23 protein-coding genes and 2 pseudogenes are annotated in these 24296 nt (G+C 37.8%); 12 read left to right on the plus strand and 13 right to left on the minus strand.

Annotated features, from left to right (window positions below):
• Positions 1–161: 161 nt before the first annotated feature.
• The 6 genes from ACFINZ_RS00990 (at position 162) to ACFINZ_RS01015 (ending at position 5458) form a co-directional block, all read left to right on the plus strand.
• The gene (locus tag ACFINZ_RS00990; protein WP_015857026.1) at positions 162–305 is read left to right on the plus strand and encodes a hypothetical protein; all 144 of its coding nucleotides are present in this window, start codon (positions 162–164) and stop codon (positions 303–305) included.
• Positions 302–1003 (plus strand): virB8 family protein, encoded by a 702-nt coding sequence (locus ACFINZ_RS00995; protein ID WP_375606007.1) that lies wholly within the window; start codon positions 302–304, stop codon positions 1001–1003. Before ACFINZ_RS00990 ends, ACFINZ_RS00995 begins: the two co-directional genes overlap by 4 nt.
• A gap of 13 nt (positions 1004–1016) precedes the next feature.
• Positions 1017–1823 (plus strand): P-type conjugative transfer protein VirB9, encoded by an 807-nt coding sequence (gene virB9, locus ACFINZ_RS01000; protein ID WP_375606008.1) that lies wholly within the window; start codon positions 1017–1019, stop codon positions 1821–1823.
• Complete coding sequence (gene virB10, locus ACFINZ_RS01005; protein WP_375618344.1) at positions 1823–2980, plus strand: type IV secretion system protein VirB10; 1158 nt, start codon at positions 1823–1825, stop codon at positions 2978–2980. Before virB9 ends, virB10 begins: the two co-directional genes overlap by 1 nt.
• On the plus strand, positions 2955–4016 hold the full coding sequence (virB11, locus tag ACFINZ_RS01010) for a P-type DNA transfer ATPase VirB11 (protein ID WP_375634367.1): 1062 nt from the start codon (positions 2955–2957) through the stop codon (positions 4014–4016). Before virB10 ends, virB11 begins: the two co-directional genes overlap by 26 nt.
• Positions 4017–5281: 1265 nt before the next feature.
• The gene (locus tag ACFINZ_RS01015; RefSeq protein ID WP_375683934.1) at positions 5282–5458 is read left to right on the plus strand and encodes a hypothetical protein; all 177 of its coding nucleotides are present in this window, start codon (positions 5282–5284) and stop codon (positions 5456–5458) included.
• Between the two features lie 1871 nt (positions 5459–7329).
• Here ACFINZ_RS01015 and ACFINZ_RS01020 read toward each other — a convergent pair.
• From ACFINZ_RS01020 to rimM, 7 genes are all read right to left on the minus strand, one after another.
• Complete coding sequence (locus tag ACFINZ_RS01020) at positions 7330–8109, minus strand: succinate dehydrogenase iron-sulfur subunit (protein WP_005774220.1); 780 nt, start codon at positions 8107–8109, stop codon at positions 7330–7332.
• Between the two features lie 14 nt (positions 8110–8123).
• The gene (sdhA, locus tag ACFINZ_RS01025) at positions 8124–9968 is read right to left on the minus strand and encodes a succinate dehydrogenase flavoprotein subunit (RefSeq protein WP_375620955.1); all 1845 of its coding nucleotides are present in this window, start codon (positions 9966–9968) and stop codon (positions 8124–8126) included.
• Between the two features lie 6 nt (positions 9969–9974).
• Positions 9975–10361: a succinate dehydrogenase, hydrophobic membrane anchor protein gene (gene sdhD, locus ACFINZ_RS01030; RefSeq protein WP_375612246.1), complete on the minus strand. Its 387-nt coding sequence runs from the start codon at positions 10359–10361 to the stop codon at positions 9975–9977.
• Positions 10362–10379: 18 nt separating this feature from the next.
• Complete coding sequence (sdhC, locus tag ACFINZ_RS01035) at positions 10380–10781, minus strand: succinate dehydrogenase, cytochrome b556 subunit (RefSeq protein ID WP_375606014.1); 402 nt, start codon at positions 10779–10781, stop codon at positions 10380–10382.
• Between the two features lie 495 nt (positions 10782–11276).
• Positions 11277–11717 carry a 50S ribosomal protein L19 gene (rplS, locus tag ACFINZ_RS01040; RefSeq protein ID WP_375612245.1) on the minus strand — a complete coding sequence of 147 codons (441 nt, stop codon included), beginning with the start codon at positions 11715–11717 and terminating at the stop codon, positions 11277–11279.
• A gap of 209 nt (positions 11718–11926) precedes the next feature.
• Complete coding sequence (gene trmD / locus ACFINZ_RS01045; RefSeq protein ID WP_375612244.1) at positions 11927–12625, minus strand: tRNA (guanosine(37)-N1)-methyltransferase TrmD; 699 nt, start codon at positions 12623–12625, stop codon at positions 11927–11929.
• A gap of 284 nt (positions 12626–12909) precedes the next feature.
• Positions 12910–13467, minus strand: coding sequence for a ribosome maturation factor RimM (rimM, locus tag ACFINZ_RS01050; protein ID WP_375618306.1), 558 nt, complete (start codon positions 13465–13467; stop codon positions 12910–12912).
• A 132-nt stretch (positions 13468–13599) separates the two neighbouring features.
• Here rimM and ACFINZ_RS01055 point away from each other — a divergent pair, with 132 nt between their 5' ends.
• Positions 13600–14421 carry a SapC family protein gene (locus tag ACFINZ_RS01055; RefSeq protein ID WP_375636538.1) on the plus strand — a complete coding sequence of 274 codons (822 nt, stop codon included), beginning with the start codon at positions 13600–13602 and terminating at the stop codon, positions 14419–14421.
• Positions 14422–14424: 3 nt separating this feature from the next.
• Positions 14425–15393, plus strand: a complete 969-nt coding sequence (locus tag ACFINZ_RS01060; RefSeq protein ID WP_375636540.1) for a tyrosine recombinase XerC — start codon at positions 14425–14427, stop codon at positions 15391–15393.
• An 18-nt stretch (positions 15394–15411) separates the two neighbouring features.
• Here ACFINZ_RS01060 and ACFINZ_RS01065 read toward each other — a convergent pair whose 3' ends face one another.
• On the minus strand, positions 15412–15684 hold the full coding sequence (locus ACFINZ_RS01065) for a BolA family protein (RefSeq protein ID WP_375612716.1): 273 nt from the start codon (positions 15682–15684) through the stop codon (positions 15412–15414).
• Positions 15685–15807: 123 nt separating this feature from the next.
• Between ACFINZ_RS01065 and ACFINZ_RS01070 the strand changes: the two genes are divergently transcribed.
• The 3 genes from ACFINZ_RS01070 (at position 15808) to cobT (ending at position 19521) form a co-directional block, all read left to right on the plus strand.
• On the plus strand, positions 15808–16428 hold the full coding sequence (locus ACFINZ_RS01070; RefSeq protein ID WP_375606021.1) for a J domain-containing protein: 621 nt from the start codon (positions 15808–15810) through the stop codon (positions 16426–16428).
• A gap of 202 nt (positions 16429–16630) precedes the next feature.
• Positions 16631–17611, plus strand: coding sequence for a cobaltochelatase subunit CobS (cobS, locus tag ACFINZ_RS01075; protein WP_375636542.1), 981 nt, complete (start codon positions 16631–16633; stop codon positions 17609–17611).
• A gap of 14 nt (positions 17612–17625) precedes the next feature.
• Positions 17626–19521, plus strand: coding sequence for a cobaltochelatase subunit CobT (cobT, locus tag ACFINZ_RS01080; RefSeq protein ID WP_375671985.1), 1896 nt, complete (start codon positions 17626–17628; stop codon positions 19519–19521).
• A gap of 49 nt (positions 19522–19570) precedes the next feature.
• Here the strand turns inward: cobT and ACFINZ_RS01085 are convergent.
• From ACFINZ_RS01085 to rpmB, 5 genes and pseudogenes are all read right to left on the minus strand, one after another.
• Positions 19571–20266 (minus strand): annotated as a pseudogene (locus ACFINZ_RS01085) (HaeIII family restriction endonuclease).
• Positions 20191–20466, minus strand: coding sequence for a hypothetical protein (locus ACFINZ_RS01090; RefSeq protein ID WP_375633585.1), 276 nt, complete (start codon positions 20464–20466; stop codon positions 20191–20193). The pseudogene ACFINZ_RS01085 and the gene ACFINZ_RS01090 overlap by 76 nt, the downstream one beginning before the upstream one ends.
• Before the next feature lie 8 nt (positions 20467–20474).
• Positions 20475–21325 (minus strand): annotated as a pseudogene (locus ACFINZ_RS01095) (DNA adenine methylase).
• 556 nt (positions 21326–21881) lie between these two features.
• Complete coding sequence (locus ACFINZ_RS01100) at positions 21882–22565, minus strand: VUT family protein (RefSeq protein ID WP_375701117.1); 684 nt, start codon at positions 22563–22565, stop codon at positions 21882–21884.
• Positions 22566–22641: 76 nt separating this feature from the next.
• Entirely contained in the window at positions 22642–22959 is a 318-nt protein-coding gene (gene rpmB / locus ACFINZ_RS01105) for a 50S ribosomal protein L28 (protein ID WP_375633587.1), read from the minus strand.
• A 295-nt stretch (positions 22960–23254) separates the two neighbouring features.
• On the opposite strand from rpmB, the gene ACFINZ_RS01110 reads away from it, so the two are divergent.
• Positions 23255–24037 carry an SURF1 family protein gene (locus ACFINZ_RS01110; protein ID WP_375633588.1) on the plus strand — a complete coding sequence of 261 codons (783 nt, stop codon included), beginning with the start codon at positions 23255–23257 and terminating at the stop codon, positions 24035–24037.
• Positions 24038–24296: the final 259 nt, after the last annotated feature.

Consider the following 24296-nt stretch of genomic DNA (forward strand, 5'->3'; position numbering starts at 1 on the left):
TAAAAAATATTCGCACTGAAATTGAGCTATTTTCATAAATTAAAAAATGAAATTAAGAAAAGATAAATTATCGTAAACTATACACTTTACTTTAGTGTCAAAATTATAATAATGACAACAAATATCAGAATGTATATAACAGTAAAAAGAGTCATATTAAAATGAAAAATATCATTCTTGTAATTTTGATTGCAAACCTTTTATCGGCTTGTGCATTAGCACCAAAGCTAAAACAGCCCAATGATAGGAACCGCGTGCCTATTAATAAAACAATCCCTGCCGAAATCAAGCGAGGAGACAGATGAAAACAAAACAAGCAAAACCAGTGAAAGCCGAACAACTTAGAAGTTATTATGAAGAAAGCCGTGGCTTAGAACGTGATCTTATCAATGAATTTATAAGGTCGCGCAGAACGGCATGGCGTGTTGCGAGTACTGTGGGTCTTTTTGGCTTATTCGGTATGATATGTGGAGTTGTTGGATTTTCTCAACCAGCTCCAACTCCCTTAGTATTGCGCGTTGATAATACGACGGGTGCAGTTGATGTTATCTCAATCATGCGTGAACACGAAGAAAGCTATGGTGAAGTTGTAGATAGATATTGGCTAAATCAATATGTGCTTAACCGCGAAACTTACGACTACGATACTATTCAACTGAACTATGACACAACAGCACTTTTAAGTGCGGCATCTGTTCAACAAGAATATTATAAAATCTATGATGGAGAAAATGCACGGGACAAAGTGCTTTCCAACAAAGCACGTATCACAGTTAAAGTACGATCAATCCAGCCTAATGGACTCGGTCAAGCAACTGTACGTTTTACGACTCAGCAACTTGACAGCAACGGTGCTGCTACTGGACCAAAACAGCACCAAATTGCAACAATTGGTTACACCTATGTTGGTGCACCCATGAAATCATCTGATCGATTGCTTAACCCCCTTGGTTTTCAAGTAACAAGTTACCGTTCTGACCCAGAAATACTGTTGAATGATTAAGGAATTGATTGTTATGAAAAAACTTGCGTTCGTTGTTCTATTGTCTTCGTTTTCTTCTCTTTATACGGTACCTGTGCAGGCGCTCAAAAGTCCATCAAATTCACAATATGATCACCGCATTCGCTATATAACATATAACGAAGCCGATGTGGTTCAAATCGAAACAGTTCTTGGTGTGGCAACACATATTATTCTTGAAGAAGGTGAACAGTACATAACTCATGCCTTTGGCGATTCTGAAGCCTATGCCTTTGCTCATAAAGGGCGGCATATTTTTATTAAACCAAAAGCAGAACTTGCCAATACCAATCTCATCGTTGTAACCGACAAACGGAGTTATAAATTCCGACTACAATTTCGGAATGACCGTGCGGGATCAACATATGAATTGGCTTTCCATTATCCCGATTCAAACGATGAAAAGTCAGAAGAAAACAATCGACGCCTTGCGATTGAACGTGGTTTTCACCAAAGCGTCAACGGCTATAATCTCAGTTATACCATGAGCGGTCACCAAGATATTGCTCCGATAAATGCTTGGGACAATGGGCGTATTACTTACTTCAAATTTCCCGCTAACATGGATATGCCATCGATTTATGTCGTAGATGCTGAAGGCAATGAAAGCTTAATACCACGCACCGTTATCGGCAGTTCTAATGATATTATCGCCGTTCATAAGGTCAATCCTAAATGGCTCATACGGCTTGGTAAACGCGCTCTAGCTGTTTTTAATGAAGCCTATGACCCCAATGGCGTACCAAACACAACAGGGACAGTATCTTCGGTGGTTTATCGTATCAATAAAGGAGGAAAATGATGTTTGACAATAAGGAAGGAGAGGGAAAAGGTACAAAACTGGACAACGTCGAGCAAAAACATATTGAAGGTGCCTATGGAGGATCCGAACTAGGTTCTGAACGTCGTCCGACAATTCCAGGTACCCGTGCATTGTTAATGGTAGGACTTATTGTCATAGTAGCGATACCGATTGCCTTGACTTGGAAAGCTTTTAAAATGCGTAATACCGTGGAGGTTGAGGAAGAAAAACCACAACAAATAGTACAGCAAATTATACCAAACTATGTCCCTCGGATTATAGAAGAGCCAAAGATTGTAGAAGAAGCAGAAAAATCAACACAAATAGAAGATTCAAACTTGGATATTCCACCGGCCTTGAGTAAACTTCTTCAAACAGCCATTCCTCCACATATGCTCCAAGATTCTGAAGAATTAGCACGCAAGCGTATGCTCAGTTCTAGCCTTAACAACGGTGGTAGCGAAGGATCTACAGATACAAATAATAAAGCATCGAATAATGATAGAGGTAATGGCGTATTATTTGATAACCTTCAGCCCGTGCGTTTAGGTCAATCACATGCGATGCAACTTCGTAACCGTGACTTTTTGATTACACAAGGAACGCAAATAGATTGTACGTTAGAAACAAAAATCATTACATCACAACCCGGAATGACGACGTGTCATTTAACACGCGATATTTATTCCACGAGTGGACGTGTTGTTTTGCTTGACCGTGGTTCTAAAGTCGTTGGTTTTTACCAAAGTGGCATACAACAAGGACAAACGCGCGTGTTTGTGCAATGGTTACGCATTGAAACGCCTTCTGGTGTTGTTGTCAATCTTGACTCACCAGGCACAGGTCCTCTGGGTGAAGCGGGTATTGGTGGCTGGGTTGACAGACATTTTTGGGAACGATTTGGTAGTGCAATTATGGTAAGCATTATCGGTGATTTAGGAGAATGGGTAAGAGGAAAAGTTGGTAAAAGCAGCAAAGAAAATAAAGATAACTCACAAAATAAAGGAGCTCAGAATGCTGAATCTATAGCAATCGATGTTCTTCAGAATTCCATCAATATCACACCAACACTTTACAAAAACCAAGGCGAACGAGTAAATATTTTTGTTGCTCGTGATCTGGATTTCAGCGATGTCTACAGTCTCGTCACACGTTAACCCGATACAAAAAGATCAAGCAGTTTTTCAGCTTCTGCAACCGCTTGATTGTTTTTTAGAAGATCCCACGATCACTGAATTATCGATTTGCCGCCCCTGTGAAGTATGGACGAAAAGCTTTAAGGGTTGGCAAGTACATAGCGTACCAGAGTTAACAACCACTTTTTTGCAAACGCTTATTACAGCTATTATCGTTTATAACGGTATGGCTCCCAGAAGTATTAATTATGTGCTCTTGCCTGGTGGGCAACGTGGTACAATTATACAAACACCAGCTGTTGTTGATGGTGCTCTTTCCTTTGTAATTCGTAAACATTCTCTCATAGTTAAGACGTTAGAAGAACTCAAAGAAGAAGGGGCTTTTGACGATTTTTCTGATGTAAGTTTTAATAAGCCTTCAGCAAAAGAAGCCAATAACTTGTTATCGAGGCAGGACTTCACACGGTTGGAACCATTTGAAGTTCAACTCTTACAAAGTAAACGTGAGGGAAAAATTCTTGAATTTTTGGAAAAATGCGTCCTTCACAAACGCAACATTATTATCGCAGGCAAAACAGGATCTGGTAAAACAACATTTGCTCGCTCTTTAATTGAAAAGGTCCCTGTAGAGGAGCGTATTATCACAATTGAAGATGTTCATGAGCTTTTTCTACCCAATCATCCCAATCATGTACATATGATTTATGGTAACAATGTAGGTCGTGTTTCAGCTGAAGAATGCCTAGATGCGTGTATGCGTCAGTCGCCTGACAGAATTTTTCTCGCTGAATTGCGAGGCAATGAAGCATGGGAATATCTCAATTCGCTCAACACTGGTCATCCCGGATCGATTACAACAACGCATGCCAACAGCGCTTTGCAGACATTTGAGCGATGTGCCACCTTGATTAAAAGATCAGAAATTGGCCGGCAACTCGAGTTAGAAATGATAAAAATCGTTCTCTATACAACAGTTGACGTAGTGTTGTTCTTTAAAGATAGAAAACTCTCTGAAGTCTTTTACGACCCGATTTTTGCTAAATCAAAAATCGCTTAAGGGGAGCTTCCTCTCTCGGTAATATGAAGCAAACAAAAATAGCCGTAACTAATTGTTACGGCTATTTATTTAACTTTTCCTATTCTCTTTGCTTCTCCAATGGATTTTCTACACTCTTCATGAAGAAAAAAAGAAAAAAGTTAATAGACAACAACTCTACGAGAAAACCAAATTATACATAAGGCTCTCTCTATTCTCTTGCCTTTGATCATTCTTTCCATTTACCTTTTGAAAAAGTATCTTTGATGCAAAAAAGAAAAAATAGCTGCAAAATAAATATTTAAACAAAAGAAAAGAATAAATTTTGATTCGCCTATCAATGAAAGCTTCGTAAAATAGATACTTTCGATCATCACAAACAATTATCGTCATCAAGACCAAAACTTATCGTTTAAAAATTCTAAGTGCTATCTTCAAGTGATTAATAAATGTGTTTTTTAACCAAACAATCTCCAAATACGGAAAACCTCATACGAAATAAATTATCATTTCAATTTAGCATCCATAAACCACATTCTATTTGGTAATAAAAAGTATAGTGGCATATCAACGTCTTCTTCGGACGAAGAAAGATTCTTAACCTCCAGTTGTTCGTAAACAACCAAATTTCTCTTAAGCAAGCTTTGCTAACCATATCACGTGGCTTATGTCCCTCTCCTAAAGACGATATCCATAGATTACATAAGGTAAGCTCTACTCTGAATATTCCTGCTCTCTTCTCTGCACCTCAAAAAGAAAAAATTCCTAAAAGCACAGATCTACAATCACTCTTCTTAAGATGCATCACATTGTCTTATAAAGAGTGTTCATTATTTTGCGTGTTGGATAAAAGATCTTAATACCGTAGGATTCTCTCATTTCAAAGCTGTTTATTAACCAAAACCATGTCTCTTGCACATTATAAGTAAATAAAGCCGTATAGAATGAAACTGTACAAAAAGCACTAAAAATGCCTTTTATAAACCATCCAAAATGCCCAAAATTGTCACAATATTGGGAGTTTGCAAAGTGTCTAATGGCGTCCAACTTGCTCTTTTATGAAGTGTAAAAATGGAGATGCTCTATAAATTTTATATTATTCATCGGGGCTTTACCATTATACCATCCACGAGCTCTGTAGTGAAATAAGCTTAGGCACCTTAAAGAAAGGTTTCTTAAAAACAAGCGTGTAAATTGACAAGCAAAGTGTATTTGGTTCGGGGCGTTCTGTTTTACATAAGGGTTTTGATCTTATTAAAGAACGAGAGAAACAAAAGCGTGAAGCAATGCGTAATCTCTATTATTTAAAAGACATTACTCTAGATGCTTTTAAAAGTCGTAAAGCAGAATTTAAAAATGATGCTAAAAATGGAAACTTGTTTGCACCTTTACAGCTTCATATTCTCCTCAAATTAGGAGGCTGTATAGCGACTTTCAAAGATTACGCCAACAGAGATACATAATACTCTTAACTCCCATCTGATAAGTGAAAGCTGCAACAGCAAAAGCTCTTTTAGAAAAACAACGCCATAAAGTCATTAATAAACCGGCAATGAATTGGAGAAATGTTCCAGATTTTTATCAAACACTCTGCAAAGCAACAATAATGATACAACTGGCTTTGCATCTGCTTATTCTTACAGGTGTTCGTACCCATCTCTTGCATCAATTCGTGAAGATCAGATTGAAGAGGATATATGAACAATTCTTGGCTCGAGAATACGAACGGTCTGCGTGATACTACAGGAGATTTCGCATGCCATTATGATCACAAATATTAAAAATTTTAAAATAAGCACGCTTGTTTTTTCGCAATGATTTCTGTTTTCTGTAACCGGTCGTAGTCCTTATTAATGTGAATTTCCTATCACAATATATAAGAGAGATTAGACTAAAAACCTGTCCACGTAGATTTCGCTCTCATTTACGTAATTGGCTAACAGACTCCACCTATCACACCTCAAAGGACGAAGCCTCTTAACACGCAAACTAATCTGCAAACAATCCGCCCCCTCGCCTAGCAGATTTCACCTTCTAACCACTCTAATTACCACATCCTAAATACGATAGTGTTTTATGGCACAACAGAATAAATACCAAAACAATGACTGATTATACCGTTAATACTTGGACACCTCTTTTTCATGTTAAGAAATATCTTTTATGCTGAAAAATAAAAAACACTTTTACTGCTTAAACAACTTTCTTAGGCATACATACAAGAACAATGAAATACCCTAACATAATAAATAAGATCTAAACCTAGAAATCTCTATTTTTTTATAGATAAAAACATATAAAATCAAAACCTCCGAAACTCGTCAAAATACAACATATTTTCTTTGATTATTGAATTTATTCAACTCAAACGAACCTACAAACACCGCTTATTCCACATTCGCAACATGTGTTCTTAGAATTCTTACTATCGTTTTCTAAATTTTTAGAGAAACCTATAAATTTGCTATTTTTCAAACGTCTTATCTGCTCTTTAATGAATTTAAATCTATGACGTTACAATATTTTTTAATTACTACCCCCTTAACTATATAATCTATCTCTACAATAGATAGGGATTTTACGTTCTCCATTTTTTAAGAACTATAAATTTTGTTTTTTAATACGATTAACAATCCAATCTTTAAAATAAAAAATATGACCTTTAAATATATAAATGATGTTATCAAAAATTCCTAATCCTGAATATTCGCAATGTTTTCGATATTATAATAAACGTATCGTAAAATGACAAACTGTCATAATGATCACTTCTTTGTATTTCATATGAATAATTTACATGCGTTATAATATTTGTATCAGCATTTATTTTTGTGCTATATTTATACAGAGTAATCATTTTTTATAAAAAATGATTACTTAAATCTGCATCAAAGTATAAATTATGATGCGAATTTAATAAAAATAAAAACACATGGCATATTGATTTTATTGTTTTTACATAGAACGCTATTTAAAGTATAGTTTACTCGAAAGACTAATGCCTTTTTAAAGGCAATAATAACTATACTAACCGCCTTATAGAAGCCAATAAATTTTTAGAGATTAAGCCTCAAAGAGGCACAAAAAACACGCACAATTTTCTATTTTTCTTTTTACTGTTCATTAATCGGTTAATTTTCAAAGATAATATTCAACTATGAGTTTTCTGCTCAGCCATTGCAAGAATTGCTTAAATTTTTAGGGATTACTTCACTTTTAGAATGATGATAGCTACTGCGCCCCCATAAGCAGCCGATCTTCTTTTAGAGATTTAATTGCTAAAAGGAGATACAATTTCCCACCTTGCGCTTTATTTTGATCAATCAGTAAATTTTCAAAGGCGGCGTTCAACCATGAGTTTTTTAATTTCAGCAATCGCTTTCGCTGGATTTAATCCCTTTGGACAAGTTTGCGCACAATTCATAATCGTATGGCAACGATAAAGGCGGAAAGGATCTTCTAAATTATCAAGACGTTCACCACACATCTCATCACGTGAATCCGCAATCCAGCGATAAGCTTGAAGCAAAACAGCGGGCCCCAAATAACGATCACCGTTCCACCAATAACTTGGACATGAAGTCTGACAACACGCACACAAAATACATTCATAAAGGCCATCGATTTTTTGGCGATCGGAGTGACTTTGTAACCATTCTTTTGCAGGTTCAGGAGAAACTGTTTGCAACCAAGGCTCAATGACTCGGTGTTGTGCATAAAAACGCTTTAAATCAGGAACCAAATCTTTAACAACCGGCATGGAAGGCAACGGATAGACCTTAATGGGATGTTTTACATCATCCATCCCTTTGGTACAAGCTAATGTATTGGTTCCATCAATATTCATCGCACATGAACCACAGATGCCTTCACGGCATGATCGACGAAGTGTCAAAGTTGGATCAATATGGTTTTTAATAAACAAAAGCCCATCAAGAATCATAGGACCACAAGCAGAACGATCCACATAATAAGTATCTAAATGAGGATTTTCCTCATCATCAGGCGACCAACGATACACGTGAAATTCCGTCAGCTTTGTAGCACCTTCAGGTTTAGGCCAAACCTTTCCCGGTTTTACTTGAGAATTTTTGGGAAGCTTAATTTGTACCATATTTCATTCTCCCCTTAATAAACCCGTTTTTTAGGTGCAATGCGCTTTAAATCGATCCCACCATCAGCTTCAGATGTTAACGGGTCCACATGGACAGGTCGATATGATAATGTCACCTTACCCTCTTTTGACAAATGTGAAATCGTATGTTTACGCCAGTTTTTATCATCACGCTCTGGATAATCTTCACGAGCGTGAGCGCCACGGCTTTCTGAACGTGCTTCGGCAGAATGAACAGTCATGATTGCATTCGCCATGAGATTTTCAAGCTCTAATGTTTCAACCAAATCAGAATTCCATATCAGAGAACGATCTGTGACTTTGAGATCCGACAATTCCCCCCAGATTTTATTCATCCGTTGACATCCCTGTTTCAAAGAATCTTCTGTACGGAAGACTGCTGCGTCTTCTTGCATCGTGCGTTGCATTTTTTCACGCAATACAGCTGTTGGTATTGCCCCTTGTGCAAAACGTAAACGATCAAAACGCGCTATAATTTCGTCAACAGCTTCTTCATTGATGGGTGGAATTTCTGCATTCCGATCAATAACTTCACCCGCGCGAATGGCAGCAGCACGACCAAACACCACAAGATCAATTAATGAATTTGACCCCAAGCGGTTAGCTCCATGAACAGAAGCACATCCTGCTTCTCCTACCGCCATCAGCCCTGGTTGAATACGATCAGGCGAATCAGCCGTTGGATTGAGAACTTCCCCGTAGTAATTGGTAGGAATCCCACCCATATTATAATGAACCGTTGGCAAGATGGGGATAGGCTCTTTTGTTACATCCACCCCTGCAAATATCCGTGCTGATTCTGAAATCCCTGGTAAACGCTCATGCAAGATTGCAGGATCAATATGATTGAGAACCAAATGAATATGATCCTTCTTAGGTCCAACGCCACGCCCTTCACGAATTTCAAGTGTGATACAACGCGAAACCAAGTCACGTGAAGCCAAATCCTTAAAGGAAGGTGCATAACGCTCCATAAAGCGTTCACCTTCAGAATTGATTAAATAGCCTCCTTCACCACGAGCTCCTTCTGTAATTAAGCAGCCAGAACCGTAAATCCCTGTCGGATGGAATTGCACAAACTCCATATCCTGAAGTGGCAATCCAGCACGTGCGATCATTCCACCACCATCACCCGTACAGGTATGCGCCGATGTCGCAGAAAAATAAGCGCGTCCATAACCACCGGTTGCAAGAACAACCATTTTGGCAGAAAAACGATGTATTGTACCATCATCGAGATTCCATGCCACAACCCCCGTACAAACCCCATCCGTCATGATGAGATCGAGTGCAAAATATTCAATAAAAAATTGCGCATTATGCTTTAAGCTTTGTCCATAAAGCGTATGCAAAATGGCATGGCCTGTACGGTCAGCTGCTGCGCAAGTACGCTGAACAGGCGGACCTTCACCAAATTGTGTCGTATGTCCACCAAAAGGACGCTGATAAATTTTGCCTTCTTGCGTTCGCGAAAAAGGAACGCCATAATGTTCTAATTCATACACAGCAGCAGGAGCATTACGCACCAAATATTCCATTGCATCGGTATCGCCCAACCAATCAGAACCTTTCACGGTATCATATAAATGCCACTGCCAATTGTCAGGTCCCATATTTGAAAGCGATGCAGCAATTCCCCCTTGTGCTGCAACCGTATGTGAGCGCGTTGGAAAAACCTTCGTAATACAAGCTGTCTTTAATCCTTGTTCTGCCATACCCAGTGTCGCACGTAATCCTGCACCACCTGCCCCAACAACAACAACATCAAATTTATGATCTACAGTGCGATAAGGGGCGTTACCTGCTTTAGCACCCAGAGATGATCCTGTACCCGCCATACTTGTTTAACCCCCTAATGCAATTTTCAAAAGAGAAAAAATAATGATACCACCTATGAGAAAACAAAATAAAATATTTAACGTCAAAAAGAATATCCGAAAACCTTCACGTGGAATATAATCTTCAATCACTACCTGCATACCAAGTTTCATATGATAAAGGACCGAAAAAGTCATCAATCCCATCAAAATAGCAACAATAGGATGTGCAAGTCTTGCACGCACAATACTATAATCCTTTCCCACAAGCGAAAGAATAAGAACAATAAAAAATATCAAAAGTGGTAGATTGATAAACCCCGTCAAACGTTCTAGCCAAAAATGCTCTGTTCCTTCATGAGCACTGCCACGCCCCCGTACTTTTCCAAGTTCCGTTCGAAAATCTTTTTTCATGTCTCTTTTCACCCCCAGCTAAACAACGGTATATCCAATAATCCAAATCGCAAAAGTAACAATAAGAGAAATAAACACTGTCGCCCAAGCAGTGACTGTTGCCTTTTCTTTTGCCAAAAGGCAAGGCTTCAGATCCCAAACAATGTGGCGAACACCACCAACCATGTGATGAACCCCTGCCAAAGTATAAAGAAACAAAATACACAATCCAAACCAAGAACTATAAATTTCGTAAACTGTTCTAAATGTCTCCTCGCCACACGCAATAGCAATTAACCAAACAGCAAGAAAAACCGTTCCAACATAAAGTGCCATACCCGTAATGCGGTGTGCAATGGACATGGCCATAGTAATTGTCCAACGATAAATACTTATATGAGGGGAACGAGGGCGCTCTTTTATCCTAGTTGTCTCTATCATAAAATATCCTGACCTGGTTTATCATAAAATATCCTGACCTGGTTTTTGCAACCGCAATGAACGAGAAAGTTCGCGCAAAACGACTAAACATACTCTCTCGTTTTTACTTGTTTGGCATCTCAAGATACCGATATTACAGGTCGGTTGTCTCAAATAACGGATTAAAGGTCACGCATAAAAAAACCGATTACTCCCCGGATATGATCCGCAAAACTCGCCTTAATCTAATACACTTTTATCTTCACGTCAAAGGTCTAAAATCTTTTCCAAATATAAACAGACATTTTTTCAGATTAAACTTATCCTTTTGAGTATCCACGATATATGCAATGGTCTCTTAAATTGCACCCATGATTAAGAATAAAAAGAGGAAAAATTGATAGATTAAACATTTTTATGTCCCCTCCAAGCCTTTTAAAAGGCAAAACGAATCAAGAAAGACACAAATAAGCGGCATAAAAGCCGCTTTTGCATAAAGTTTAGCCGATATAATCTTTACTCAGAAACTTGCTTTTCAACATCTGTGCTGACAGATGCTGCTTCTACTTTCTCAACAACCTTTTCAGCTTTTTTCCGATAATCTCTCTTTTCAGCGATACGTGCAGCTTTACCTCTCAAGCCACGTAGATAATAGAGTTTTGCACGGCGCACTTTACCACGGCGCACCAGCTCAACACCTTCAATCAAAGGAGAATAAACAGGAAATACCCTCTCCACCCCTTCGCCATAAGAAATCTTGCGTACTGTAAAGGTCTCATTCAACCCACCGCCTGAACGCGCAATACAGACACCTTCATAAGCCTGAACACGCGTCCGTGTACCTTCTGTCACACGCACCATAACACGGACTGTATCTCCTGGCTGAAATGCTGGAAATTGGCGCTTTTCTTCAATTTTTGCACATTGTTCAGCTTCAAGCTGTGCGATAATATTCATTTCTTTTATCCTTCATGTTCTTTATCGAACAGTCAGAGCGCTCAACTCTTACCAAAAAAGCCTTTATTAAGAATAAGGAGCTCTTTAGGCTATGTCTTACACAGGAGCGAATACACCATTCCTTCATTTTAATTTTGGAACTACAGAAAACCTTTTATAAAAAACTCTCTAAAAAGAGAGCCATGCAATACACCACCTTATCATATGAATCAAGTTTTCTGATGATTTTTATTATAACGCGCATAAAGATCAGGGCGACGTTGACGTGTTAACAATTCGGCTTGGCTTTGACGCCAATCTGCGATCGCTTTGTGATGACCTGAGAGCAATACAGGCGGAATACCCCGCCCTTCGAAAAGAGAAGGGCGGGTATACTGCGGATGTTCCAGCAAGTCATTTTCAAAACTTTCACACCTTGCAGAAGCTGCATTCCCCATCACTCCAGGCAGAAGACGTATAATAGCATCTAAGATAACCAATGCGGCTGTTTCACCCCCTGAAAGAATATAATCACCAATAGAGACTTCTTCTAGTTCTCGTGCCTCTATGACTCGCTCATCAACCCCTTCAAAACGTCCACAAACTAACGTTACACCCGTATCACGAGCCAAGCTATGCGCGTAAGCTTGGTCAAAAGGACGCCCACGTGGACTCATCAACAATCTTGGCGAATCCTGTGGACAGCAATCAAGAGCAGCCGCCAATACATCCGCCCGCATTACCATACCAGCTCCCCCACCAGCAGGTTTATCATCAACGCTATGGTGTTTGTCTAAAGCAAAATCCCTAATCTGTACCGTCTCCAGTGACCAAATTCCACGCTCTAAAGCTTGCCCTGCTAAAGAATACCCTAAAAAACCAGGAAACATTTCAGGATAAAGGGTTAAAACGCGCGCCTGAAATTTCATTTTATTTCTTATCCTTATTTTCTTAAACAGACTCTTAATAGCAAAAATAGCACAAACAAGACTTTTAACGCTATAGCGTTAATCTGAGTCTTCTTGATCTGCGCCATATTTAATACGATCCTTCTAAATACTTGCACTAAAAAAGACTCTAAAAATTCAGGACTATTTCGAGATAAAGTGCTTACAATATCTGCTCAAAAGAGCATTTTTAATATTTTCACACATTCCACTTTTTATTGACGAAATTCATCTGTTGTTTTTTACCTTCATCTTTATTTTTAGATTCAAGCTATTTCCTTTTTATCATTGTCTCCCCCATCAATTAAACCAGCGGCCATGGGATCAACAACAAGAAAACCAGAATCCATACAAATTTCTGGTACCGCCGCCTTACTAAAGGGAATAAGAACTCTTTTACCTGTATTCAAACGTATTTCAAGCAAATCACCAGCCCCGAAATTAAAAAAACCACACACTTCACCTAAGATTTTCCCCCCACAATCTTGGACACACAAGCCTATTAAATCGACTTGATAAAACTCATCCTCCATCAAATCATCAATTAATTGATCACGCGTCACATAAAGGCGAATCCCTTTTAAAGACTCAGCCGCATTACGATTTTCTACCCCTTTAAAACGTACAATCGCCTTATTTTTTTGTATGCGAAGAGTTACAATTTCATAAGAACGCCCCATATCATCATAAAGAGTGCTGTAAAACTTGAAACGCTGTGGCTCAGCACTTAGAATTTTAACAAAAACATCTCCTTTTATACCATGAGGCATACCAATAATGGCAAGATAGACTTTATTTTTAAGCTTTTCTTTATTATACTTCATGCAAAAATATTATCTCTCAAAAATGAACCCTTCAATCTTATAGTTTTCTATTCAATCTTGTTGCCATATGAGACAATCTTCTAAAAGACCTTTCTTGGTAACAAAAAACAAATTAATAAAGGAGAAAGTCTTATGGCAAATATTATGCTATTTTACAAAGATATCACACCAATCAACAAAATTTCCCATAAAAATCTAAAATTTGCTCCTCCAACTGATATGTCTTTTGCCAAGGATACTCATTGGGTTCCTTTAGCAAGTACTGAATATTTTCAAGCAGCGCTAGACTATCCTATTTTATTTATGTGCGCCGAAGATGAACAAAAAAAACGGCACTACACATCCGCAGCTCTTGTCGGTCTTTCTAATGACGAAAATGACTATATCGCTTCTGATAAAAGTTGGAAAAACAATACTTATGTTCCAGCTTTTGTCCGTCGCTATCCTTTTGTTTTGGCACAAATTAGCAATGAAAAAGAACTTTCTGTCTGCTTTGATCAACAGTCCGGTATGTTTAATGAAGTTGCAGGAACAGAACTTTTTAATTCCGATGGCTCTATTTCTCCTTTTATGGAAGAACGTATTCGCTTTCTTGAAAGTTTTAAAATCGCTATGGAGAAAACCTCTGAGTTTATTGATGTTCTTGTAGAAATGGATCTTCTAAGCCAAAAATCCATCAATGTGAAAAACGATAAAGGTCTCTCAGCGCAATTGGAACATTTTTGGGTTGTTGATGAAGAAAAATTGAATAAATTATCAGCAAGCCAACTTGCCAAACTTCATAAAAATGGCTTTTTAGGATTAATTTTTGCGCATTTGATGTCAACACACAATCTTGTGAAAATACTCTCTCTCAAAGGTGAAAAGCAACTTATCAATCGTGAAGAGCAACCCCAAAACAAGAATGGTCATTCTAACGATGAAAAATCTAAAAAGAAAGAAACTCTCAACTAGATAATGCCTATCAAAAACGACAAGAGAAAAGATGAAAATATTCCTCTCATTCCAGCAGACCATGCACTTTTAAACGCAAGGAAAAATTGGTTAGAGTGTCTTACCCAAACACGTCGTATGTCAGCACAAACAGTGCAAGCCTATGAACGTGATACGCGGCAATTTTTGTCTTTTCTCTGTCAACACTTAAATCATACACCAACCCTTACAGATCTTGCTCATTTACGCATCAGTGACTTGCGTGCTTATCTTGCTTATCGGCGTACAAACAATGTAAGTGCTCGTTCTTTAAGCCGCGGAGTAGCAGGCATCCGTTCTTTTTTCAAGTACCTATCACGTGAAGGAATCGTCAATGTTCCGGCGGCTCAGCTTATCCGAAGCCCCAAACACCCAAGATCGCTCCCAAAACCTTTAGCGATCAAATCAGCACTTCACATAGTCAAACAAGAAAACCAGCTAGAAAATGAACCTTGGATTAGCGCTCGTAATGCGGCTGTCCTCATGCTTCTCTATGGCTGTGGAATGCGAATATCAGAAGCCTTAAGCCTCACACCAGAACAATTTTCTGATCCTAAAAAAACAAGTTTATTTATAACAGGAAAAGGCGGCAAAACACGCCTTGTTCCTCTCATCAAAATTGTTTACGAAGCTGTACAAAATTATCTCAAATGTTGCCCATATCCTTTAGTGGATAACCAACCCATATTTCGCGGGGCACGAGGCGGTCCCCTACAGCCCGCCATTATTCAGAAAACTGTACGCAACTTACGAGCAAGCCTTGGTTTACCAGAAACTGTAACGCCTCATACACTGCGCCATTCTTTTGCCACCCATCTTTTATCACGGGGGGGAGATTTGCGCACGATTCAAGAACTTCTTGGGCACGCTAGTCTTTCCACCACACAAATCTATACCCACGTCGATACAGACCATTTGTTAAAAATCTATCAAAAGGCCCATCCCCGTTCCTAAAAACGTCTCATCAAAAAATTAGAGTGTTTCAACCTCAAGTGCCAAAGCATGAACACAAGTAGCTAACTCTTCTTGTAAAACTTTATAAATCGCTCGATGTATTTCTACGCGTGTCATATTAGAAAAAGAAGAAGATAAAATTTTCACTCGAAAATGTGTTTCTCCTTTACCATCAAAAGCATGTTCATTATGAGGATGTCCCTCATGAAGATGACTTTCGTTAATCACTTCAAGCTTTTGCGGATGAAAAGCATCCTGAAGCTTTCTCTGAATTATTGTTTCTATAAACATTTTTCATTCCTCAAACAAAATGAACGTGCAAAAATAACCTTTTTCATAATAGAATAAGTGTGAAAACAAATTTTTCAAAAGTCAATTCTTGTAAAATTAATCAATTTTGCATAAACCAATAATATGACAATAACATCTAAATTATTCGATTCAATTCGCATAAGCTCAAATAAAAAACAAAAAGCTGAGCCAGAAGCACAACAGTGTCAGTGGGAAGGTTGTGAAAAAACAGGGTCCCATAAAGCACCAGCAGGTCGAAATCACGAAGGACAATATTTATATTTTTGTATTGAACACGTACGCGCCTATAATAAAAATTTTAATTACTTCTCTGGTCTTAGCAATAAAGATATCGCAAAATTTCAAAAGGATGCTCTCACAGGACATCGTCCGACATGGCCTACAGATCTGAGCAATGGTACATCGAAAAAAACAGCCGCGAATTATGCAAAGATTCGCTCTGGCACAGCTGCCTATCAAAATCGCATGCGCGATCCCTTCACGCTTTTTACTGGGCAGCATTCAAGCAATAAGTTCTCACGAAAATTAAAGCCCTTAGAAGCAAAAGCTTTTGATACACTGGGACTACAGGCAAACGCTTCAGCAGAAGACATCAAAATGAAATATAAAGAGTTGGTAAAAAAGCACCATCCTGATTCCAATGGTGGTAATCGTGCTTCAGAAGAGCGCTTTCGTGATGTTTTACATGCTTACAATTTGCTAAAAAAGTCTGGTTTGTGCTGAAAACATGCGCTTATATGAGTCTATTTTCATTTAGACCATCATTATTTGCGCAAAATGTTACTTTTTTTGCAAAACATTATAGAATACGTAAAAAAATCTTTCTTCAATATCTAAGGCTCTCATTATAGAGCATTGCATAAATACTTTAACTCTTGTATCGTTTCTAATGAATAAATAGCGTCCTCTCCCTTCCAGAAACATAATGACAAATCTTACCGTTGAAAATTTGCCCGATATTACACTTTGTGCTTGCGATCTATTTCATATTGAAACAGATCTGAAAGTCCCTGCTTTTAGCACAAAAAGTCCCCATGTTCCTGATATCGATCCTGATTATCTTTTTGATCAGCAAACAACTTTAGCGATTCTCGCAGGTTTTACCTTTAACCGCCGTGTAATGGTTTCTGGCTATCACGGTACAGGGAAATCAACGCATATTGAACAAGTTGCTGCACGTCTTAACTGGCCTTGTCTTCGAATTAATCTCGATAGTCATGTAAGTCGTATCGATCTTGTAGGAAAAGATGCTATCGTTTTAAAAGATGGCTTACAAATCACTGAATTTAAAGAGGGCATTTTGCCATGGGCTTATCAAAATAATATTGCTCTTGTTTTCGACGAATATGATGCGGGGCGTCCCGATGTTATGTTTGTCATCCAACGCGTTCTTGAAACCTCTGGAAAACTAAGCTTACTTGATCAAAGCCGTGTCATCTCTCCACACCCAGCATTTCGTCTTTTTGCAACGGCAAACACCATTGGTCTTGGTGATACAACCGGTCTCTATCATGGTACCCAACAGATCAATCAAGCTCAAATGGACCGCTGGTCTATTGTTACGATACTCAATTATTTACCCCATGATAAAGAGGTTAATATCATTTGTTCAAAGGTCAAATCTTTTCAAACGGCTGAGGGAAAAAAGACAATTTCACAAATGGTTCATGTTGCTGATATGGTACGCCAATCTTTTATCAATGGAGATCTTTCAACTGTCATGAGTCCACGTACCGTCATTACTTGGGCAGAAAATACAACAATTTTTCAAGATGTCGGCTTTGCCTTCCGATTAACCTTTCTCAATAAATGTGATGAACTCGAACGTGCCACTGTTGCAGAATTTTATCAACGCGCCTTTGGACAAGAGCTTCCCGAATCACTCATTCATGGTGTTTCGCCTTAAGGAATCTGTCACTCATGGCTACCGATATTGGCGACAACAAAAATCCGGCAAAAGATTCTTCCAACAACACTCTTAATGCTGAAGCTTTTAAAAAAGCACTTTCCACCTGTATGCGTGCGATTGCAGGCACAAACAACCTTGAAGTTTCCTTTAGTCATAACCGACCATCTTTAAGCGAAAGTTGCGCGCGTTTACCAGAATTACCTCAATACGCAACGAATAAAGACATCACTATTACCCGCGGACTAGGTGATTCCATGGCTCTGCGCAAAGCATGGCATGACAACCGCATTCACATGCAATTTTCTCCACCAGAATCAGAAGCACGTGCTATCTTTGATGCCCTCGAACAAACACGTGTTGAAGCAATTGGTACTTTAGCCATGGAGGGACTTGCAAAAAATCTTGATGTCATGCTCGCCGATAAATACAAAAGAGCCCATTATCATAAAATTAGCAACCAAAGTGAAGCCCCCATCCAAGAAGCGATTGCACTTTTATTGCGTGAAAAAATAACAAAGCGCGCAGCTCCAAGAGAAGCGGGTTCTGTCTTAGAATTGTGGCGTAAAGAACTCGAACAAAAAGCAGCATCACAACTCAATGAACTCCCACATCATATTTACAACCAACAAGCTTTTGCACAGATTGTTCGCCAAATGCTTGTTACACTCAAAATGACAGTGCAACAAGCTGAAGCTTCTAACAGTGAAAACAATAAAAAATTAAAAAATGCGTGTGAACCTCAAGACCAAAGAGAAGAAGAGAGTAAAAACAAAAAACACGCTCAAAGTGAAGAACAAACCAGCACTGAACAAGAAAGTGATGTGCAAGATGATGGAAAAACACAAGCGACACAATCAAACAACAATGATCAAGCTGACGGCGAGCAAAAAAATGGACCTTGGCAAGAAAAGCCGAGCAAACCCAAACACCTTTTTTCTGATTCGGAACAAATGGAAAGACTTGGCAATTATAAAATCTTCACCCGTCAATTTGATGAAATTTTGGAAGCAACAGATTTTTGTTCTGAAAACGAGTTAGATCACTTACGCCGTTATCTTGATAAGCAAATCAATCATCTCCAAAACATCGTTGGACGTTTAGCAAACCGTCTCCAGCGCCGCTTGATGGCGCAACAAAATCGCAACTGGAACTTTGACCTTGAAGAAGGATATCTTGATACAACACGGCTTCCACGTCTAATTATTGACCCCATGCAACCCCTTTCTTTTAAAATGGAAAGCAACACCCAATTTCGGGACACAGTTGTTTCACTCCTCATTGATAATTCTGGCTCAATGCGCGGACGCCCCATTAGCGTTGCTGCAAGTTGTGCTGATATTTTGGCACAAACTCTTGAACGTTGTGGTGTCAAAGTTGAAATTTTAGGTTTTACCACCAAAACTTGGAAAGGGGGAAAATCGCGCGAACAATGGCTTACCCAAAACAAACTCCATAATCCTGGACGCCTCAATGATTTATGCCATATCATCTATAAAAGTGCTGATACCCCATGGCGTCGCGCACGACGCAATTTAGGTTTAATGATGCAAGAAGGATTATTAAAAGAAAATATCGACGGAGAAGCTTTGATTTGGGCTCATCAACGCCTTTTATCACGGCGTGAACAACGTCGCATCCTCATGGTCATTTCTGATGGTGCTCCTGTTGACGATTCGACACTATCGGTCAACTCCAGCAATTATTTAGAAAAACACTTACGCGCAGTGATTCAAGAAATCCAAACACACTCCCCTATCGAACTCATTGCCATTGGAATTGGTCATGACGTCACACGTTATTATCAACGTGCTGTAACAATTATGAATGCTGAAGAACTCGCCGACGCCATAACAAAACAATTAGAAATACTTTTTAGTGATAAAAGAACTCATATTCATAAGAAATAAACCTGCCTTGAATTAGCAACGATTACATTTTAAAAAATTATCTCTATCATTAAACCATCGGAATTTGATGGCTAACAACCTGAGAAGATAATCCCACAAATTGAATATCGAACTTTAAGGAAGCTTCTACTTTACTGGATGCATTATGAATCCTAAAAGAAATGCTCCAACCATCTTCAAAAATTGTAATGAGTTTGTTTTTACTTTCTGGTTATATTGCGACTGATAAAGTTTTGCTTAGAACTTTCCATTTACGACCATATCCCAGAGTACCCTTCAAATTAAAAGACTGAATAATCACCCGTTTTTGTTTAGATCTTGTATCTATCATAATCTTATAAAAATCATAAGAACCTATAACATACTGAAACAATAGCTTCACAAATTTATCTTGATAATCTAAACAAAGCCTTTGAAGTTCTTTAGAAAAAGCTTCTAGGATTGGAAGATAAACTCTGCTGTCTTTATCCTCTATATCTCTAAAGAACATCTTCTTATCTCTAAGCTCTGCTAAATAATCAAAAATAGGACTAACTTCATTGAAATAAACGCTGCTACAAGAATAACCTGTCCATTCTTTACCAAAATCTATTTTACTGGAAAGGCGAGGATGTTTGATAGCGCTATGATTATGTTTTGCAGAAATACCAATAGGATTTTCAGGAACTTTTAAAATAATATCACGGACATCTCCTTTGATCCCAACAAAATCTTCCTGAAGAACAATAGTTTTCGTGTTTCTAATATTTTTATCATGTAACTGTAAAAAATGGCTGCTTCAATAGAAGCAAGATTTAAAAGCCTTTTTTCAGTATCATTAAATAAATTATAAAAAGACTCCGCTATTTGAAAAGACGAATTAAACTCTATAGAAGCCTTTGTTGCTTTTTTAAAACCCATAGCCAAAGCATATTCAAAGGCTTTTCCATTTTCTACCTGATTCATGCAATTTCCTAAAGATCCTTACTCAAAATTACGAGTTCATTTGATTTTTTATTGTTTCCCATACCGTAAGTCCATTCAGGATTAAGTATTGTATGTCCTTTATAAAGTTCTCTAACTTCCACACAATCATTATAAGATAAAACCCATCCTTGACGCTTTCTCAAAAGTTCAGCAAGAGCTTGATGATCAAAAGAATTATGTTTATCGCCTTTGTGACCGTAAAGTTTTTGATTAATAAGGTACGGAGGATCACAATAAAGAAAATCGTTAGAGTGTTTAGGAATACTTTCTGTAAAATCTCTGTGTTCCACTATGAAGTTTTCAATCTTAAAATCTTTAAGCCGTTCAATAGAACGATAATTGAATCGGGGGTGTCCTGGAGACATACCACCAGAAAGTGTCGTTCCGGAAAAAGAAGAACGATTAAGAACAAAAAAACGGCAGCAATCTCTAATTGATTTTTAATATTCCCAAAAGTTTTTTGGAGATTATAAAACATTACGGGAGTCATATCTTCATATTCTCTCACTTTTTCTGCAAGAGCTGAAGCATCTTTCAAAAGCATCTGCCAAAAAATAACAAGCGGCTTAAAAGCATCATAAGCATAAACCCTTGTTCCTCTTTTTGCTAAGGTTAATTCAATTGAACCGCCTCCTACAAAAGGAGAACATAAAGTTTTCTGTTTCCTTATATAGTTATTAATAATCATAGGAACAGCACGACTTTTCCCTCCCGGATAACGAAGAGGTGATTTTACAATAGGCAACTCCCTAGTCTCTCTCTGTTTTTTCAAGGAAGTTAATACAAAATTATCAAATAAAGCCTCTGTATGATCTGTTTGATTTATCATTTTATTCATACTATCAGCTCCAAGTATCGCATTTCTAACCTACAATTATCTAAAATAAACACTCGAAGCGTTTGCCAAATTCTACAGAGATCGCATTATAACAAATTGTAAATTCATTAACATATCTGCACAAACATTTGTTACTAAAATAATGATAAATATCAGTATAACCAAATTTTAAAACTGTCAAAAAAGACTTGATACCATTGGTATTTATTTTTCTATTTATATACTACCCAAATGTATATCGAAATGTTTTTTCCTTTATAAGAACCAAGTTTCTTATAGCTCAAATAATCATAAGTAAGACATCACAACTCTTAACAAAACATTTTTGATCCTTTATAAGAGCTTTATTATCTGTTTTTAATGCTGATAAGATGCTCTTATCCCATACTGAATCAGTCAAAACCATTTCCTTACACATCGTAAGCATAGATGATGTATGGATAAATACAACTTGAGAAAAGAATCAAAATACCTCTTATAAATCCGCTTAAATTCTGCCCTTAGAGGACATAACTCCCCTCCCCTCTTCTTTAGCAAAACAAAAGAACAAAGACCATTATTTGTTACAAACAAAAGAAGAATCATCCTTTGAAGGACTTTGATAAAGAGGAAGCTTTACAATATTAAGAATTGTTCCATAAGGAATCAACATAAACAGGCTCATAATAATTTTTACCGAAAAATCACCAAAAGCAAGCGATAGCCAAACTGGCATGCCTATCCCTCCCAAAACAGTACTCTTCACTAGTGAACTATCAGCATAGCCTGTTATCTTATCAAGAACAGCAAACGAGCTAGAAAAAGCAAGAGCAAAAAACAGCACTGTATCCAAAGCTGAACCAACCAACGCTGCCGCTAAAGGTGCTTTCCACCATGTTTTACGTCGCAAAGGAGTAAAAACAACAATATCAAGGAGTTGCCCAAATAAAAATGCAAAACTAGAAGCAAGTGCAAGCCGTGGTGTCGCCAATATCCAAGAAACAAAGACACCCGTAAAAAAACCAGCATAAACCACACGCCGCGCAGCAGATGGACCATAAAAACGATTGGTCAAATCATTGATTAGAAAAGCAAATGGATAGGTAAAAGCCCCATAAGTCAACAGCGCATTCAAATCAAACCAATAGACAGGATATTGAACTAAAATATTAGAAGCCGTGACAGCAAGGCACATTGCAAAAATAGAAAAAACAACACACCTTTTCTTTTGCTGTTCTAATAAAAGACCGCTTGAAGACATTTTTTTAACCTGGGATATGGAACCAATAAAACAGAGCGATCAAAAAGAAAAAAGCCAAAAACAATAACGCTGAAAATTACGCTGCTTGTTCAGCCTTCTGCTCACCTTCTTGCTCAGCTTTTTTCTTAACGATTTGGCGTTTTAACAAACGCGCACGTTGTGACAACTCTTTATCGTCTGCTTTAATCAAAAAACCATCAAGACCACCGCGGTGCTCAACAGAACGCAACGCATTTGCTGAAATACGCAAGCGATAACTTTGCTGTAACACCTCTGAAATCAATGTCACATTGCAAAGATTTGGTAAAAAACGACGCCGAGTCTTATTATTCGCATGGCTAACATTATTACCATACAGAACCGTCTTCCCTGTCAATTCACATGCACGAGACATAAACTTCACCCTTAAACTCTAAGAAACTTTCAAATCCCCATACCCAAAGGACACAATGAACGCAAAACACGCGCAATGCAACCTTGAACGGGCATCATTGAGAAGTTTCTTTCTAATAGGGGGTCGACAACAAAAGGTCAAGTCTTTTATAAAACCTTTTTCATCTCTTGTTGGCTCATTTTTCATCTTTTTCCTCAATAAGGCGTGCAAATTCCACCAAAACGCGTACAAAATGTTTTTTTTAATATATACATGTTAGAATAAAAGCCTATTGTCCCGAAAGGAAGCACAAATCATGAGCAAAAAAGAGCCCCCTATGACAAAGCTTCAGGGAAATTCTTGCCGTTTTTCTTCTTTTTTATTTGGAACTTTATGTATTTGTTTTTTTCTTCTCTTCAGTGCATTAGGTATATGGCAAGTACAACGGTTAAACTGGAAAACAAATCTTATCACCAGTACCAATCAACGCATTCATTTGCCCCCCATAAAAGCCCCTCCAAAAAATCAATGGTCAGATGTTACTTTTGAAAAATATGAATATCAACCTGTTATTATCACAGGAAAATTTTTAACAGATAAAAATATTTTAGTCACTGCTGCCGCTCAAAATACTACAGGCTATTGGGTTTTGACTCCTTTAAAAACTGCTGATAATACACTGATCTTTATCAACCGTGGCTTTATCCCCATGGATGAACGTAACAATTTTCAAAACACAGAGCAATCACATACAAATGCCTTATCTCAGCAAAATTCTACCACAGACACAGAACAAACAACGATTATAGGTTTATTACGCATGAGTGAAAAAAATGGATTTTTCCCGCGTAAAAATAATCCTGACAAAAATTTATGGTATACGCGCGATCTCCCCGCTATGGCACAAAAACTTGGTTTGTCCACTGTTGCCCCTTATTTCATTGATGCCAGAAAAACATCTCCACAAGCAAAACTTCCTGTCGTTGGTCTTACGATTATCCATTTTCGAAATAATCATCTCGTTTATGCAATCACGTGGTTTATTTTAGCTACTGGTGTGTTAGGAGGTTTTCTTTTTCTGCTACGGCAAAAAAACTAAAAAAAAATACCTCTTCCATCTCAAGTAACAAAAATTTTTAGAATCTTGAAAACTGATAAAGAGAATAAAAGCTACCAACTTGCGCCTTTGTTAAATTAAAGATCATAAGCATACAATGAACTTTATACCATCCACAAAAGATTTACGCGACACTCTTATCAAAAAAACATCATAAAATAGGGTTGATTCATTAAAAATGTAATGCCCAAAAATGTGAAGAAATGCATTATCTTCACTCTTAAAAAGAATTGTCATAAAC

Origin of the sequence: Bartonella sp. AA81SXKL (assembly GCF_042196945.1) — a bacterium.
Lineage (GTDB): Bacteria > Pseudomonadota > Alphaproteobacteria > Rhizobiales > Rhizobiaceae > Bartonella.

Bases quoted from the DNA above. Each gene is read 5' to 3' on its own strand.
- ACFINZ_RS00990 (WP_015857026.1), top strand. From the start codon at position 162: ATGAAAAATATCATTCTTGTAATTTTGATTGCAAACCTTTTATCGGCT.
- ACFINZ_RS00995 (WP_375606007.1), top strand. From the start codon at position 302: ATGAAAACAAAACAAGCAAAACCAGTGAAAGCCGAACAACTTAGAAGT.
- virB9 (WP_375606008.1), top strand. From the start codon at position 1,017: ATGAAAAAACTTGCGTTCGTTGTTCTATTGTCTTCGTTTTCTTCTCTT.
- virB10 (WP_375618344.1), top strand. From the start codon at position 1,823: ATGTTTGACAATAAGGAAGGAGAGGGAAAAGGTACAAAACTGGACAAC.
- virB11 (WP_375634367.1), top strand. From the start codon at position 2,955: ATGTCTACAGTCTCGTCACACGTTAACCCGATACAAAAAGATCAAGCA.
- ACFINZ_RS01015 (WP_375683934.1), top strand. From the start codon at position 5,282: ATGCGTAATCTCTATTATTTAAAAGACATTACTCTAGATGCTTTTAAA.
- ACFINZ_RS01020 (WP_005774220.1), bottom strand. From the start codon at position 8,109: ATGGTACAAATTAAGCTTCCCAAAAATTCTCAAGTAAAACCGGGAAAG.
- sdhA (WP_375620955.1), bottom strand. From the start codon at position 9,968: ATGGCGGGTACAGGATCATCTCTGGGTGCTAAAGCAGGTAACGCCCCT.
- sdhD (WP_375612246.1), bottom strand. From the start codon at position 10,361: ATGAAAAAAGATTTTCGAACGGAACTTGGAAAAGTACGGGGGCGTGGC.
- sdhC (WP_375606014.1), bottom strand. From the start codon at position 10,781: ATGATAGAGACAACTAGGATAAAAGAGCGCCCTCGTTCCCCTCATATA.
- rplS (WP_375612245.1), bottom strand. From the start codon at position 11,717: ATGAATATTATCGCACAGCTTGAAGCTGAACAATGTGCAAAAATTGAA.
- trmD (WP_375612244.1), bottom strand. From the start codon at position 12,625: ATGAAATTTCAGGCGCGCGTTTTAACCCTTTATCCTGAAATGTTTCCT.
- rimM (WP_375618306.1), bottom strand. From the start codon at position 13,467: ATGAAGTATAATAAAGAAAAGCTTAAAAATAAAGTCTATCTTGCCATT.
- ACFINZ_RS01055 (WP_375636538.1), top strand. From the start codon at position 13,600: ATGGCAAATATTATGCTATTTTACAAAGATATCACACCAATCAACAAA.
- ACFINZ_RS01060 (WP_375636540.1), top strand. From the start codon at position 14,425: ATGCCTATCAAAAACGACAAGAGAAAAGATGAAAATATTCCTCTCATT.
- ACFINZ_RS01065 (WP_375612716.1), bottom strand. From the start codon at position 15,684: ATGTTTATAGAAACAATAATTCAGAGAAAGCTTCAGGATGCTTTTCAT.
- ACFINZ_RS01070 (WP_375606021.1), top strand. From the start codon at position 15,808: ATGACAATAACATCTAAATTATTCGATTCAATTCGCATAAGCTCAAAT.
- cobS (WP_375636542.1), top strand. From the start codon at position 16,631: ATGACAAATCTTACCGTTGAAAATTTGCCCGATATTACACTTTGTGCT.
- cobT (WP_375671985.1), top strand. From the start codon at position 17,626: ATGGCTACCGATATTGGCGACAACAAAAATCCGGCAAAAGATTCTTCC.
- ACFINZ_RS01090 (WP_375633585.1), bottom strand. From the start codon at position 20,466: ATGAATCAGGTAGAAAATGGAAAAGCCTTTGAATATGCTTTGGCTATG.
- ACFINZ_RS01100 (WP_375701117.1), bottom strand. From the start codon at position 22,565: ATGTCTTCAAGCGGTCTTTTATTAGAACAGCAAAAGAAAAGGTGTGTT.
- rpmB (WP_375633587.1), bottom strand. From the start codon at position 22,959: ATGTCTCGTGCATGTGAATTGACAGGGAAGACGGTTCTGTATGGTAAT.
- ACFINZ_RS01110 (WP_375633588.1), top strand. From the start codon at position 23,255: ATGAGCAAAAAAGAGCCCCCTATGACAAAGCTTCAGGGAAATTCTTGC.